The sequence below is a fragment of the Shewanella sp. AS16 genome (genome assembly GCF_021412365.1).
In the GTDB taxonomy this organism is placed as follows: domain Bacteria; phylum Pseudomonadota; class Gammaproteobacteria; order Enterobacterales; family Shewanellaceae; genus Shewanella; species Shewanella salipaludis.
The window spans coordinates 222147-236899 of record NZ_JAKCLK010000003.1 but is presented as its reverse complement, the minus strand read 5'-3'; the positions used below and the strand labels follow the sequence as shown (position 1 = coordinate 236899).

At 60.1% G+C, this 14753-nt stretch carries 13 protein-coding genes; 4 read left to right on the top strand and 9 right to left on the bottom strand.

Going from position 1 to position 14753, the window contains the following annotated elements:
* Positions 1 to 98 precede the first annotated feature (98 nt).
* From phrB to LZP73_RS09620, 4 genes are all read right to left on the bottom strand, one after another.
* Complete coding sequence (gene phrB / locus LZP73_RS09635; protein WP_234234621.1) at positions 99 to 1562, bottom strand: deoxyribodipyrimidine photo-lyase; 1464 nt, start codon at positions 1560 to 1562, stop codon at positions 99 to 101.
* Positions 1555 to 2538 (bottom strand): MerR family transcriptional regulator, encoded by a 984-nt coding sequence (locus LZP73_RS09630; protein ID WP_234234619.1) that lies wholly within the window; start codon positions 2536 to 2538, stop codon positions 1555 to 1557. The genes phrB and LZP73_RS09630 overlap by 8 nt, the downstream gene beginning before the upstream one ends.
* A gap of 16 nt (positions 2539 to 2554) precedes the next feature.
* Positions 2555 to 3559: a YbgA family protein gene (locus LZP73_RS09625; protein ID WP_234234617.1), complete on the bottom strand. Its 1005-nt coding sequence runs from the start codon at positions 3557 to 3559 to the stop codon at positions 2555 to 2557.
* A gap of 352 nt (positions 3560 to 3911) precedes the next feature.
* Positions 3912 to 4838 carry a DUF368 domain-containing protein gene (locus LZP73_RS09620; RefSeq protein WP_234234615.1) on the bottom strand — a complete coding sequence of 309 codons (927 nt, stop codon included), beginning with the start codon at positions 4836 to 4838 and terminating at the stop codon, positions 3912 to 3914.
* Positions 4839 to 5083: 245 nt separating this feature from the next.
* Between LZP73_RS09620 and LZP73_RS09615 the strand changes: the two genes are divergently transcribed.
* Positions 5084 to 5569 (top strand): hotdog fold domain-containing protein, encoded by a 486-nt coding sequence (locus LZP73_RS09615; protein ID WP_234234613.1) that lies wholly within the window; start codon positions 5084 to 5086, stop codon positions 5567 to 5569.
* Positions 5570 to 5601: 32 nt separating this feature from the next.
* On the opposite strand, the gene LZP73_RS09610 is transcribed toward LZP73_RS09615, so the two are convergent.
* Positions 5602 to 6024 (bottom strand): hypothetical protein, encoded by a 423-nt coding sequence (locus LZP73_RS09610; RefSeq protein WP_234235253.1) that lies wholly within the window; start codon positions 6022 to 6024, stop codon positions 5602 to 5604.
* Between the two features lie 449 nt (positions 6025 to 6473).
* Between LZP73_RS09610 and LZP73_RS09605 the strand changes: the two genes are divergently transcribed.
* Complete coding sequence (locus LZP73_RS09605) at positions 6474 to 6845, top strand: DUF1294 domain-containing protein (RefSeq protein WP_234234611.1); 372 nt, start codon at positions 6474 to 6476, stop codon at positions 6843 to 6845.
* A 6-nt stretch (positions 6846 to 6851) separates the two neighbouring features.
* Here the strand turns inward: LZP73_RS09605 and LZP73_RS09600 are convergent, their stop codons facing one another.
* Positions 6852 to 7481, bottom strand: coding sequence for a TetR/AcrR family transcriptional regulator (locus LZP73_RS09600; RefSeq protein WP_234234610.1), 630 nt, complete (start codon positions 7479 to 7481; stop codon positions 6852 to 6854).
* 271 nt (positions 7482 to 7752) lie between these two features.
* Between LZP73_RS09600 and LZP73_RS09595 the strand changes: the two genes are divergently transcribed.
* A complete protein-coding gene (locus LZP73_RS09595) occupies positions 7753 to 8295 on the top strand; it encodes an HPP family protein (RefSeq protein WP_234234607.1) in 543 nt (180 codons plus the stop codon).
* Positions 8296 to 8317: 22 nt separating this feature from the next.
* Here the strand turns inward: LZP73_RS09595 and LZP73_RS09590 are convergent, their stop codons facing one another.
* The gene (locus LZP73_RS09590; RefSeq protein WP_234235252.1) at positions 8318 to 9628 is read right to left on the bottom strand and encodes a short-chain fatty acid transporter; all 1311 of its coding nucleotides are present in this window, start codon (positions 9626 to 9628) and stop codon (positions 8318 to 8320) included.
* A 150-nt stretch (positions 9629 to 9778) separates the two neighbouring features.
* Here LZP73_RS09590 and LZP73_RS09585 point away from each other — a divergent pair, with 150 nt between their 5' ends.
* Positions 9779 to 10252 (top strand): FKBP-type peptidyl-prolyl cis-trans isomerase, encoded by a 474-nt coding sequence (locus tag LZP73_RS09585; protein WP_234234605.1) that lies wholly within the window; start codon positions 9779 to 9781, stop codon positions 10250 to 10252.
* A 67-nt stretch (positions 10253 to 10319) separates the two neighbouring features.
* Here the strand turns inward: LZP73_RS09585 and LZP73_RS09580 are convergent, their stop codons facing one another.
* Positions 10320 to 12011: a glycoside hydrolase family 19 protein gene (locus LZP73_RS09580; RefSeq protein WP_326490339.1), complete on the bottom strand. Its 1692-nt coding sequence runs from the start codon at positions 12009 to 12011 to the stop codon at positions 10320 to 10322.
* Between the two features lie 81 nt (positions 12012 to 12092).
* Positions 12093 to 14684 carry a glycosyl hydrolase family 18 protein gene (locus LZP73_RS09575; protein ID WP_234234603.1) on the bottom strand — a complete coding sequence of 864 codons (2592 nt, stop codon included), beginning with the start codon at positions 14682 to 14684 and terminating at the stop codon, positions 12093 to 12095.
* Positions 14685 to 14753: the final 69 nt, after the last annotated feature.

The following is a 14753-nucleotide window of genomic DNA, read 5'->3' as shown; positions in this document are numbered from 1 at the left end:
TGGACCGCCGCCCCTCGGCGGCCTATGCTTGCCGCCCCTTCTATGCTCGAGTGTTAATCCGCTGATTTTTTTAATTGCTTTTCCAACTACTTTTCCAACTACTTTTTCAACATCCCCAACACATCCAGCGCCCGCGCCCTGGCCACGGCATGGGCTATTATTGGCCGCGGGTAGCAGGTTGCCGTCCGGTCTGAAAGCGGAGCGAACATCTCGTCACTGCCATGCTGCTCTGGGTGGTGCAGCTGCTTCAAGCTCCAGGGCGCCAACTCGGGCAGATACTTGCGGATGAAACTGGCATCCGGGTCAAACTTTTCACTCTGGGTCATGGGATTGAAGATACGGAAATAGGGCTGGGCATCACAGCCGACACCCGCCGACCATTGCCAGCCACCGTTGTTGGCCGCCAGATCGCCATCTATCAGCTGGCGACGGAAATACTGCTCGCCCCAACGCCAGTTGACCAACAGATGTTTGGTGAGGAAACTGGCCACCAACATCCGCAATCTATTATGCATCCAGCCGGTTTGCCTGAGTTGCCGCATGGCGGCATCCACCAAAGGATAGCCGGTGCGACCCTCGCACCAGGCGGCAAAATCCTCCCTGTCATTGCGCCATGGCAACTTGTCTGCCCGCGGATTGAAGTTCCCCCCCCTGGACAGGCGCGGAAAGGCCACCAGCAGGTGGCGGTAAAACTCCCGCCAGATGAGTTCGTTGAGCCACACCTTGGCGGGCGTATCTTCGACCAGCGCCGCTGGAAAACGCCCCAGCAAGGCAGCGACACATTGGCGCGGACTCAGGACCCCGATGGCGAGATAGGGCGACAGGCGACTGGTGCTGTCGAGCGCCGGAAAGTCGCGCTCGGCACCATAGTCCTGCAGCCTCTGTTCGACGAAGGCATGCAGCAAAAGCCCCGCCTCCTCTTCTCCCGCCGGCCACAAGTGACTGGACAGCTTGTCGCACCTCAAGTGCAAAGGCTCTGGGGCGGCCAATGCCGGTCCCATAGGGGCGGGGATGGGCAGAGGCGCTATCGCACCTCGGCTCGCCAGCCGGCGCCAGCACTTGGCAAAGGGGGTAAACACCTTGTACATCTCGCCGCCGAGGTTAAGCACAGTGCCGGGTGGCAGGAGGCAATGCTCATCACTCAGCTGCAAAGGCAAGCCGGCGGCCATCAGCCGCCGATCGCGCATGCGCTCGTTGAACTCGGGTTCGGCGCCGGCAAAGATGCGCCCTATCCCATGCTCCCGCACATACGCGGCCAGAAAATCATCCACCTGCCCGAAGCTGTCCAGATGCACCAGCTCCAGCGCTATTCCCAGGCGTGCCAGCCCCTGGGCCAGTAAGTTGAGATGCCGCTCGATGAAATCCAGCTGAATGGGCGCCACATCATGGGCCCGCCACTGCATGGGCGTGGCGATATACAAGGCGCGAACCGAGCCGCTGCCCTCCGCGGCTCCTGTCTCACCTCCTCTGGCCCAGTCACAGGCGGCGCTGAGCGCTTGATTATCCGTCAGGCGCAGATCTTGTCTGAACCAGACGAGGGCCTGTGGCGATGGCCTATTCATCTGCGCCCCCCGTCTCGGATGACGCCAGCAGGGCACTCAGCTCCGTCAGCCTCCAGGGCGCCAAGCCGCTCAGGGCCGGGGCGAAACGGCCGTAGAGGTGGCACTCGAGCGGCAACGCCGCCAACTGAGCGGCGATATTGGCCTGCTCACCGGCACTGTAGCCTGGTCCTGGCAAGAGCAGCAGCGCATCCGGGCTCAACCTGTCGAGCACCAGCGGCAAGGCGGCGAGGTCATGGGCGCCCAAGTCCGTCAGTCCAAAGCCGAGCTCGCTCAGTTCGGCCCCCACCAGCATGGACTCCCAAGCCCCCTCGGGCACCACATCCCTAGCCGCATCCGGGACGGCCGACGGCAAGAGGCGCAGCAGGAGCAAATGTTTCCTGGCCTGTTTGTTGGCACCTAAGCGGCGCGCGGCGAAGCGGACACTGAGCTGATCGTACAGCCAGCTCAACAGCCAGCTGGCATCGAGGCGCCCGGAGAGCCTGAGCCCCACCTCATCGAGCCAGGGTTGCAGCAGTTGCTGCCGCAGCAGGCCAAAGGGATAGAGGCCGATATTGGCGTCCAGCAGGCCATGCAGGCGGGCGGCATTGAAATCGAGCAAGGCCTGGGTCAACTGCTGCATCAGTGCCGGCCATTCCGTCTGTGTTGTCTGGGCCTGGGCTGCGACCTGCCCTTGCGGCTGCGCGCTTGTCTGCGCCGGGCCAGGGGACAGCAGCGGCTTCACCTTGCTGATGGCGACCCCCCTTTCCAGCCAACGGCAGATCTCCCGGATCTGCTCTATGTCGGCTGCGCTGTAGAGCCTATGGCCCTTGGGGGTGCGCTTGGGGATCACCAGGCCGAAGCGGCGTTGCCAGGCCCTCAGGGTCACGGCATTGACGCCGGTCAGGCGCGAAACCTCGCCTATAGGGTATAAGCCGGCGCTGTCGCCATCTGCTGTTACTTGTGTTGTCTGGTTTTTTGCATCTATCGTTGGCTGCATCCGGGTCTCTTTCATCTCAATAGGCATAACGTAACTTCAGGCTTTCCGGGTGGGGATTTAAATACACCTGCTGCTGAATATAGGGCGTGGGGTGCTCGCGCAGGTAATGATTGATCAGCGTGATGGGCACCAGGAGTGGCAACAGCCCCCCATGGTATTTCATTATGCAGGCAGTCAATTCCGACTTCTGCGCCTTGCTCAGCCGCTGCTTGAAGTAACCCTGGATATGCTGCAGCGTGCTGGTGTGATTCCTGCGGCTCGCATTGAGCTTCAGCGCCGTCATCAGGCCTTCGAAGTAGCGCCCGGCGACGCGCGCCAATGCCAGGTCCCGGCCACAGTTATCGGCGACACTCATGTCGGTGCCTGGATCTGCGCCTAAGTTTGCCAGCAAGGGCCCGAGGCGGCGATACCAGGCGGGGCTATGGGCCATCAGCAGGTACTTGTAGCGGGAATGGAATTGGAGCAGCTTATGCCTGGTCAGGCCGTCATGCTGCAGGCAATGCCAGTCGTGATAGGCATAGACGCGGGTGAAGAAGTTCTCCCGCAGCACCATGTCATGCAGCCGCCCTTCCTCTTCCACAGGCAGCAAGGGATAGCGGGCCATCAGTGCCCTGGCAAACACCCCGACCCCGGACTTGGAACCCTGGCGGCTCCCGGGCTTATACTCTGTCACCCGTTCCATGCCGCAGCTAGGAGACTTGGCACACAGGAGATAGCCGCCGAGAAAGTCCAGCTCCCCAACCTTGGCCTCACTGAAGGCCTTCAGCTTGTCGGTCACATCCAGACTGCCATCGGCGCTCTGCACCAGGATCTGTTCATCATCACGCACCAGGCGAATGCTCTTGCGCGGTGCCCCCAGGCCTATGGCCATTTCCGGGCATAGGGGCACGAAATCGAAATGGGCCGCCAATTCCTGCTGGCAATAGACGGAATTCTTATGCCCGGCATCGAAACGCACCTTCTGCCCCAGGAGACAGGCACTGATCCCCAACTGGATCTTCTGCGGATTAAACTTGTACATGATGAGCCCCCTTGTATAACCTTGACTCTCATTAAGGCTCACTCTTGTACAAAGATCAAGTTTTTGTATAAGTTTATTTGTCTGTAACCACTTTCTGCAATCCACTTATTCAACCCAGGCGCGGGCCCGCCTATCCAGGCTCTGCATTTGGGACAGCGGCATCGAAGACAAGAGCACTGAAAACAGGAGCACTGCAGACAACGGCATTAAAGAGAAGAGCATTGAAGAGAAAGGCACTGAAGACCAGCGTGCTGAGGACAGGGGATGTTACAAAGGCGGTGGCCAGCCTTGGCCAGGGCAGCAGCTTGCGCTGCCGAGCGGCTCTGGACGCGCCAGAGCCGCTCGCTGTGGCCTAGGATTCGGGCTTATCTTTAGAGCCCAATTGCTCCAGACCCCATACCAGCAAGATGCCGGCCAGCATGCAGCCTATGGCAAGCATCAGCTGTGGCGGCTGCCCTGTGACCTGCTCGAAGTTCAGCGGAGACAGATTTTGCTCCAGCAGCGGCACCTGCTCACCATGGGAGTTGGTGCGCCAGCTGAGGGTCTGTTTCCATGGCCAGATCTTGCCCAGGGTGCCGAGCATCAGCCCTGTCAGGATGAAGATGGTGGCATCATGATAGCTGCGTAGCAAGGCCAGCAGTACGCGGCTGAAGCTCAGGAGTCCCACCAGGGCGCCAATGGCAAACACCCCTATGATGGCCAACTCGACATTCTTGACCGCCGCCAATACCACAGGATACAGGCCCAGCAGCAGCAGAATGAAGCTGCCGGAAATCCCGGGTAACACCATGGCGCAGATGGCGATGGAGCCGCCGAAGAAAATATTGATGTAGGAAGGCTCGAGCGCAACCGGGTTGAGCACAGTGATCATCCAGGCCGCCAATACCCCGAGGCCAAATAAGCCGAAACGCAGCAGAGAGAAATACCTTACCTGCCTGAGCATATGGATGACGGAAATGATGATAAGCCCGAAGAAGAAGGACCAGACGGGAATGGGGTGGGTCAGCAGCAGCCAGGAAATCAGCTTGGCGAAGGTGAACAGGCTGGTGAGTATCCCGGCGAGCAGGCTCAGCAAAAAGGGCCCGTTAATCTGCAGGAAAGCGGCCTTCAGCCCCTGAGACTTGATCACCCCCCAGAGCGAGGGCTTGATCCGGCTGACACTGTCGAGCAGAGTGTCGAGGATCCCTGTGATGAAGGCTATGGTGCCACCCGACACCCCGGGTACCACATCGGCGGCGCCCATGGCCATGCCCTTTAAATACGTCAGCAAGTATTTCACTGGTTTTCCTTGTCTAGAATGGCTAGCGGATTGTCATCAACTGCTGCCGTTAGAAACAATCATGCAATCAGTCAGTTAAAAACAACGAAAAGAACATCCGCCCGATTATACGTCCAACATCCGGGATCTGTGAAAGGAAGTTTTCCCCGGGTGAGGCGAGCTGGCATTCGGGTGCGACTCAATGCTAAGCTCATCCGACCAGAAGAGGCAGCAGACACACCCTAAGCAGAAGAAGGACCTAGCCCATGAATAGCCAACAAACACCCAACAAGGTGCTCGCCCTGTACAACAGACTCGCAGGCTATCCCTTGGGCAAGAAAATCTTCTCCATGACAGTGGCGCGGATGGCGCCCTACTTCGGCACCATAAGGCCGAGGATCACCGAACTCAGGCCCAACCTTTGCCACTGCCTCATCAAGAAACGTCATGGGGTGCATAACCACATCAAGACTGTGCATGTGATCGCCATCTGCAACGGCCTGGAGATGGCCATGGGGGTGATGGCGGAAGCCTCGATCCCCAAGCATTTGCGCTGGATCCCCAAGGGCATGAGCCTGGATTACACCGCCAAGGCCGGCAGCGACATATTATGCGTCGCCGAAGTAACTCAAGAACAGTGGGTCCCTGGCGACATGCAGGTGGCAGTGACCGCCTACGACACCCAAGGGGTGGTGGTGGTCAAAGGTCATATCAAGTTGTGGATCTCGGAGAAACCCAAGCAGGGTCAATAGCCCAGCCGCTGGCTTTCGAGAGAGCCTCTGCCTTAAGAGAGCAGCGCCCACTGCTGCTTCAACCCGAGCAAGTGACATAAGCCCAGGGTGAGACATATGCCCGAACTCCATATCCAAAAGCCGCGACTCCTGCCCATGGGCCTAGTCACAAAGTAAAACCCTCCCATGCCGCGGATGAGATAGATGCAGCCGATGAGGATGAGGCAGGTACGCAGCAAGGGTAAGCGGCCTATGACACCGGCGGCGGAAAAGGCATAGAGTGACCAGATGCCCAGCATGGAAGCTATGCCCAGGGTGATGAGCGTAGGCCAGCGACTGCCTTGACTGGCCAGTGCCGCCATCCGCTCACCGGCACCGAAGAAGCGATACCAGGGAGCACCGAAGTAAATGCAACCAAGGTGCAGCAGTGCGGCAAGGGCACTGAGCCCGCCGGCGACGATCAAGAGCAGGTTCATATCCTTCATTATCTCCCCTTCCTTAGCCCGACAGAGGCGAGGACAAGCAGCGGCAGCCCTTGCTTGGCATTTTCCCTGTCACTGAGAGTGTTGTTTATCCTGGCTCATCTTAGTGGCAGCGACGATCAGTTGCCAGTCCTGATTGCTCCATAGAGACCAGGCCAGGTTATGCGCTTGCGGATACCTAGATGGAGCCGCGCATTCGGCGGTTAAACTTATGCTTATATATTGATTGTTATTGTGTTTTCATTGTGTTTTGATTGTTTTTTGATTGGAGTTCTGTTGCCTGTGTCAACTTATGCCGGCCTGCCTGGTTCCGGCGCCGCCAGAGTGGTAATTCACTCACAGAAAAAGTTCGCTCACGGATAAAATAACACCTAGACAGAAATGCAGGGCGGCTATCCCGGATACAGACACCCGCAGGCGCTGCATGTATAGAGGGCATTTAGATGAAGAATAACAAACGCTTTGCCAGCCTGCTGCTGGCGCTGGGCTTCCTCGGCCTGTTGCTGGTGCTGACACTGGCAGGTAGGCTGCCGTCCTATTTCCTCTGGGGCTATTCGCTGCTCAGCCTGGTGACTTTCCTGGTGTATGCCTGGGACAAGTCCGCCGCCAAACGCGATGCCTGGCGCACCCAGGAGAGCAGCCTGCACCTGCTGGCGCTCTGTGGCGGCTGGCCCGGGGCCTTGCTCGCCAGTCAGCTGTTACGCCATAAGTCCCTCAAGCTGAGCTTCAGACTGATGTTCTGGCTCAGTGTCGCCGGCAATCTCTTGCTGCTATATGCCCTGCTTTACCTGACGGGTACAGTGAACCCAGCCTAATCTCGGTTATGCCCCTCCGGCCTGCCGGACCAAATAGCCCTGCACCAGGGCCTGTGCCAGCGAGCGGGCCCGCAGCGCCGCCGTGTTATCCCGCAACTGGGCACTGACGATCGCCCCTTCCTTGAGCAGTCCCAAGGCTTCGGTCAGTTCCAGGCCGGCCTCGCGCGCCAACCCCAGACTGGCCACCTGCTCGCCTATGAGCCCTATGATGCTGTCCTTATGGGCCACGCAGAGCTTATGCACAGGATGCCCGGCATCGGTAAATTCGGCGCAACTGTTGATGAAGAAGCAACCACGAAAATCATGCAGGCAAGGCACCCTGTCATTAAACCAGTCATCCAGGGCGGTAAACATGGCCTCTATGGCCGCCAGGCCGGCTGTGGCCGCCTGCATCCGCTCGCTGAGCCAGAGGTAAAAGACCTGGTGGCGGTAGGACACCACGGCCTCGATCAACTCATCCTTGCCGGAAAAATGATGGTACAGGGTCTTCTTGGCGACCCCGGACTCCTGCAATATCTGGTTGATACCTATGCCATGAATGCTGTGAACATAAAACAGCCGAAAGGCGGCCGCAATCAGCTGCTGCCGCTTATCCTGGCCTTGCTCCTGACCTATGCCCGCCACCGTTAGCGACATCTCTATTACCCCATTCAATCACAAATATCGGCTGCAAATCCAAGCCATGGCCTGATTGCGGCCCCGACGCTCCCGGCATTCCCTATCGCCCGGCCATCCAGAACATACACAGGGGAAAGCCGCCAAGCCTGGGGCCAGCTTAACATGGGTAGACAACTCGGTCTACCGCTGTTAAGCTTTGCCGAAGTAGACAGACCTGTCTACCTTGTTAAAGTGAAATAGACACAACAACATCATGGCCAGGATTGGCCCATCACCAGAGGATAAGACAATGCCAACGCTATCGCGACAAGCACTCAAGACCGCCCTGTTAGCAGGCGGCGGTGCCATGTTATGCATCACAATACTCGCCGCCTTGGACAGGATACAAGACAGCAGCCTATGGCTGATGGCCCCCTTCGGCGCCAGCATGGTGATCTTGTTCGGGCTGCCGGACAGCCCCCTGGCCCAACCCAAAAACATCTTCTTCGGCCATGTATTGACGACCCTGGTCGGGCTCAGCGTCCTGAGCTGCTTAGGGGTATCGCCACTGACCCTGGGCTTGGGGGTCGGCCTGGCACTAACACTCATGATGCTCACCGGGACCCTGCATCCCCCTGCCGGTGCCAATCCCTTGTTGGTGATGCTCACGGCGCCGGGTTGGGGCTTCGTGCTCGACCCCGTCGCCTGTGGCGCACTGCTGATCCTGGCCGTGGGCTGGGTCTACCATAATCTCATCTGTGGCCATGCCTACCCGCTTTCCGGAGCCAGAAAAAAGGCCAAGGTCTCGCCCGAGTCCCGGATAGAGGCCTCCGTCTCCGAGCCGAACGCCTGATGCCTGAGCCGGCGCTGACAGGTTAAAACCAGCTGAGGGCGGCGGCGATGATCCCGCCGGTGATCAGCAGCTGCATCAGGCAATAGCCCATGATGTCGCGGGCCCTGAGTCCGGCGATGGCCAACACGGGCAAAGCCCAGAAGGGCTGAATCAGATTGGTCCAGGCGTCCCCCCAGGCGACTGCCATGGCGACCCTGGGCACATCGGCGCCCAATGCCTGGGCCGCCGGCAACATCACAGGCGCCTGTACCGCCCACTGACCGCCACCCGAGGGCACGAAGAGATTGACCAGGCCGGCACTGATGAAACTCCAGAATGGCAGGCTGTCGGCACTGGCCAGGGACACGAAGGCGGCAGACATGCTCTGGGCCAAGCCGGATTGCACCATCACGGCCATGATGCCGGCATAAAAGGGAAATTGGATCACTATCCCGGCGCCGCCCTTGATCGCCTGTTCGAGGCTGGTCAGCAAGCTGCGCGGCGTTTGGTGCAATACTATGGCGAGGAATAGGAATAAGGCGTTGACTATATTGAGGTTGAGGCCACCGCCCTGCACCAGAAAGTAATACCCCAGATAGCCGAGTCCGGCCAGGCCCACAGGCATGGCCAGCAAACGGCTATGTTCCAGGTAATCCGCCGGCCGTTGCCTTTCCTTGACGCGGGTGTCGGTTTCAGCCAACAGCCGGGGATCCACATACACACTGTCTTCGGCCTTGGGCAGCATGGCCCAGTTAATCAAGGGCACCACCAGCACCAGCACCAATACCAACAGCAGGTTGAAGCCGGAAAAGATCGTCTGACTCGTGTCTATTATGCCTATCTGTGCCTGGGCGAAGTGCCCCTCCGTGGCTATGGTCAGGGGGATGGAGCCCGCCAAACCACCATGCCAGATGAGGAAGCCGGAATAGGCACTGGCCACCAACAGCCGATAGTCGACCCTGACGCTGCGGGCCAGCGCCTTGGCGAACAGGGCGCCAACTACCAGACCGAAGCCCCAATTGAGCCAGCTGGCGGCCAGGGAAACCAGGGTCACCATGAGTATCGCCTGGGCCGGTGAGCGCGCCAGCGCCGCCGTCGAGTCCAGGGCGCGTTTGACCAGGGGGGTGCTGGCGAGCATGAAGCCACAGACCAGCACCAGCAACATCTGCATCGAGAAACTCAGCAAACCCCAGAAGCCCTGGCCCCAGTAGTCGATGACCGCCAGCGGTGTCTTGTCCTGGGTCAAGATGGCGGCGAGAAACACTATCAGGGTGAGCAGGAGCACCAAGACGTAGGGATCGGGCAGGTATCTGTCGACCAATTTGACCAGAGGTTTAGCGGCGCGATTTAACATCATCTTCCTCGACTAGCTTTATTATTTTCAGGGCAGCAGGCTCCCGGCCATGGCCCCAACCCAAGGGGGAAGCCAAAAGTCGCAGGCCAATAGCCAGCCGCCACAAAGAACTGATAAGATAACGAAAAACCTAACACGGATGCCTGCTTTATGAAAATGTTACTCGCAGTATTGGTCATCGCCGGAGTGATTTTTTATTTCTTCACCTCGATGAACAGCCAAAAAGTCGCCCAGGAAAATATCCGCCTGGGCAGTGAGTTTCTGGCGATGAATAAGACCAAACCCGGTGTCATCCAGACCCCCTCAGGTTTGCAGTACCTGCTGCTGCAACAGGGCAGCGGCAGCGAACATCCCAAGGCCAGCGACACGGTCAGAGTGCATTATCACGGCACACTGATCGACGGCACTGTGTTTGACAGCTCAGTCGAGCGCGGCGAACCTATCGCCTTCCCGCTCAACCGGGTGATCAAGGGCTGGACCGAAGGACTGCAGCTGATGGTGGTGGGCGACGAGATGCGCTTCTTCATCCCCAGCGAACTGGCCTATGGCAACCGCAGCACGGGGAAGATAGAGGGCGGCTCGGTGCTGGTGTTCGACGTCAAACTGCTGGACATCAATCCCTAATCTCCGCCGCTATCCGGACTTGAGAGATAAACAATGAGGCAGCCATGGCTGCCTCATTTTTTTGGCCTCAGAGCCTTAACCAGGCATCCTGCCAGGCCGAACCCGTGCCCGGCCCATAGGCCCAGGCGGCCGCACTGCACCAGCCCGAGTAGGGATAGGGCTTGCACTCATAGTTGCCACCGGCCGCGCTGACCCTGTCACCGGCCAGGTACTGAGTGCCGGCGACATAGGCAGGATAAGTGCCGCCACCGTCCCCGCCGCCACTGCCCCTGAGCGTCAGTGAATGCATGGTGCTGTGGCTGGCACCGGCGGCGTCAGTCACCGTCAGGCCTATGCTCAGGCTGAGATCTTGCTCGGACGCCGGCAGAGTGAGGCTGATGCGGCTCAGGCTCAGACTGTCGCCACCGACGCCCGCCGGCAGCTGCCAGAGGTAAGTCAGCGGCATGCCTTCGGGATCGCTCGACTGCTGCGCCGACAGTACCAGGCTCGTCCCCGCATCTGCGGTGCTCGGCCCCTGGATCAGGGCCACCGGCGGCAGATTCGCACCGCCGCCCGTGTCAGGGTCAATCACCACTTCGGGGAAGAAGTGCTGCACGCAGCGGCCATAGTCGCCCGCCTTGAAGGCGCTGTAACGCGTCTGGTAGCCCACCAGCTTACAGGCGTAACTCTTGCCGCCGTTGGGATTGCCGGGAATATAGGCCCAATCCTGCTCCCAGAAGATGTTCATGGCACCGGCACCGCCGGCGGCGAAGGCCTTCATGTCCTTGCAGCCAAGCACTTCATCGGCCGCCACCGGCACCCCCAGGTTCTGGGCATGGGCCAGGTAATAGGCCATGCGATTGAGCGACTGCGGCTTCTCAGTCCCTTGGTTGCATTCTATGCCGCCGTTGATTATCTGGGTCGTCACCCCGAATCCCGGCAGCAGGCCGCTCTGAATGTCCTGGGCATTGGGCTGCCAGGTGCCATCTATCACATGCAGCATGGAGGGCTTGGGCGGCTGGGGATAGGTGAAGAAGAACACGGCGCTGGCGAGGTTCAGCCAGGTGTCGGCCACCAGCTCAGGGCTGTCGAGCAGGGTGCGCACAGTGCCGAACATGGCCTCGGAGAAAGGCCCGTAATTGTAGTTATAAGACAGCTGCTTGGCGCCGCGGCCGAAGTAGCTCTTGTATTCGCCGCTGGCGAAGGTGCCGCAGGGCCAGGCCTCGGCCTGCCAGCTGCCCGGGTTGCACTCCATGTTATAGCCGCCGCGGGAGGCCTCGGTCCAGCCCACCTCCCGCACCCAGTGCAGCCCCTGGCGCCATTCGGGTTCGCTGCGCCACTTGTCGTGGGCGCCGGTTTCCTGGGCGAAGTGGGCAAACATGGTGGCCAATGACTTGCGGCAGATGGCCTCGGCGTCGCGGCCATCCTCGTAGTCGCTGCACAGGGCCGGGAACTTGGCCGCCGCCTGCAACAGGCCGCGGTAGCTGTACTCGGGCGCCCTGGCGGGAAACAGATACTCGAAGTCAGCGTTGCTGACTATGGCTTCGATGCGCTTAACATTGACAGGGTTGTCCGCCCGCCCGGGCACCACGGCCTCGACCTCGGCATTGTCGCGGGTGGCTATCGAGGCCTTGACCGCCCGCATCAGCGGAAAGTCGGTTAATCCGGTTTCTATGGCCGCTATCTCGGCCGCGCTGAAATGCACGGCTTCGGCGCCATGGGCTTGGCCGCTCAAAGCCTGGCAGCTCAAAACCAGGCCGGCTATTGTCGATAATTTCATCTTACTCTCCTTGTATGTCAGCCGGCTCTCCTGGTATGGAGAACCGGCTGCCGGACTCATGGAATAAAAGGAGCCCAAGCCTCAGGGGCAGCTCTGGGCAGGCCCGACATCGACCCATACAGGCGCGACACCCGGCTCATCGCCCTTGGTCCAGTAACCGGCTTGCCACATCCGGCCGTTATGGCTGGTCTTGTCGCCACCCAGGTAGGCCACAGCGGCATTCCAGCCCAGCTCCACCTGGCTCTGCAGCGCCCACTGATCCGCAGTGACCGAAGGCTCGTTACCCTGAGTCCAGTATTTGGCCTTCCACACCAGCTGGTTATGACTCACCAGCTCATTGGCGTTGTAGATCTGCGACCCGGACCAGGCTGGATAGTTAGCCGCATCGGGATCCGTGGCGTTGCAGCCGCCGCTCGGTGGTGTCACTGTCAGCACGGTCGTGGCACCGGCATCCAGGGCGCCGTCGGAAACCGTCACCCTCAGGGAGTAGTTCGTCGCCTCGGTCACGGCCGGGGCCGTCACCACCAGGGTCGCACTGCCCTGCCCTGTGGCACTCACCCCTGCCGGTACGGCCCAGCTGTAGACCAGGGCATCGCCATCGGGATCGCTGCCACTGGCTACCAGGCTGACGCTGTCGCCTGGATGCGCGCTGTAGCTGCCGGCCAGGGTCACGCTCGGTGCCCTGTTGGCCGTAGCTGCCTTGTTGGTCAGCCGCAGAGTGTCGGTCGCCGACAGGCCTTGGGGATCTGTCACTGTCACGCTGAACTCATAGCCGACGTCGCTCGTGGTCGCATCCAGGTTGAGGCTGGCCTGCATCATGTCGGCATTTTGCAGGCTCAGCGCCGGGCCCGACACCTGGGCCCAAAGGTAGCTCAGCGGCTCGCCTTCGGGATCCCTGGACCCTGAGGCATCCAGAGTCACGCCGGCGGGACCCGTGACATTCACATCGCTGCCGGCATTGGCTATCGGCGCCTTGTTCGCCGGCGGCGTGGTGCCTTCACCATGGCCCAGACCTTCATGCATGGCGTTGAGAATGTCGCCATTATCTGCGTCTATTTCCCAGGCGAACAGGCCGCCCAGTTGGTTGCTCAGCACATACTGGCCCTTGGCCTTGGCCGATCTGGCATCATCGAAGCTGATGAGATCCCCGGTCGAGGCCTTGAACACATAGGGGGCCTCGGCGGCCGCGTCATAGGCATATTCCCAGCCAGATGACATGTACTCTTGGGCTATCTGGCGATAATCGACGACGCCATTCTCCCAGGTGCCTTTGACCGGGCCTGTGGCGGTACCTGTGAAGGGATTGCCCGCCTGGTAATCCTGTACCCCGCTCCAGCCACGGCCGTACATGGCGGTGCCGACGACGATTTTGCCCGGCGTCACGCCCTGGGCCAGCAGCAGCCGTACCCCCTTGTCCGCGGTATATCGGGTATTGGAGTCCCAGCTCGCCTCATACAAGTTGCTTTGGTGCCCAAGCTCGGTATTGCTCCAGGCGCCGTTGAAGTCGTAGCTCATCAGGAAGAAGTAATCCATGTATTGCTGCGCCGCCCGGTAATCCACCTTGGCTATCTTGTCATCGCCGGCGCTGATGGCCGAGGTCAGCTCATAGCTGCGCCCCGTCTCGCTGCCGAGTTCATCGAGCATGGCCCGCAGTTCCTGCATCAGCAGCACATAGGTGGCGCCGTCGCTTTCATTGCCGAGCGCCGGATTGGCGCCCTGACCGCCGGGGAACTCCCAGTCGATATCGACCCCGTCGAAGAATTTCCAGGTCTTGAGAAACTCCTTCACCGAGGCGACGAAGGTGTCGCGCTTGCTCTTGTCGCCGAGGAAGTAGAAGGGATCGGACAGGGTCCAGCCACCGACCGAGGGCAAGATTTTCAGCTCGGGATGGGCCTGTTTCAACGCCATCAGCTGGCCGAAGTTGCCCTTGTAGGGATCCGAATAGTCGCTCACCCCTGACTGGGGCATCTGCAGCGCGGCCCAGGGATCGTGGATAGCCACCTTGAAATCTTCCCGGCCGGCACAGGCGCGCTGCAGTGCCTGGAAGCTGCCTTCGATTTCCTTGAGGCTGTCGTTGATGCCATCGCCGCCACAGATGGGGGTGAAGCCGTAGAGAATGTGGGTCAGATTTTGTGCCGGGATCTTGTCGACCGGAAACTTGCGGCCATAGACCCCCCACTCGACGAAATAACTGCCGACCACCTTGCCGGACTTGTTGGCGTAGGGGCGGTTATTTTCCTGTAGTGGGCTGTTCAGTGGCGCCAGGTGGCTGCCATCTGTATCTGCGACCAGGATTTCTTTGGCATCGCTGGCACTGCAGCCCTCGGCATTGCAGAGGGCGACCCGCATCTGGTAGCGGCCGCCCTTGTTGACCTTGAAGTTCGCCGTGCCCGAGGCGCCCGCCGGTCCCTGCCAGACCTCGACGCCGTCAAGCAATACCTTGGCCATGTCACCCGAGTCGCCGCTCCACAGGCTCCAGCTGACCGACACATCGGCGGCATCCTTGACTGTCACCAATTGGTTGTAGGCCGTGGCGGCCTGGTCGACTTCTATGATGGCGAACTTGGTTTCGCCCCAGGCCAGGGTCGGCTTGCCAGGCAAGGCGGCATGCACCTGACCGGCACATACACCTGCGACCAGGAGTGCGGAAGCAGACAGAGTTGTTTTAAACATTTCGGTGTCCTTATTGCGAGCTTGAATTCAACAAGGCAAACAAAGCGAACAGGAAAACAACTGATGCCA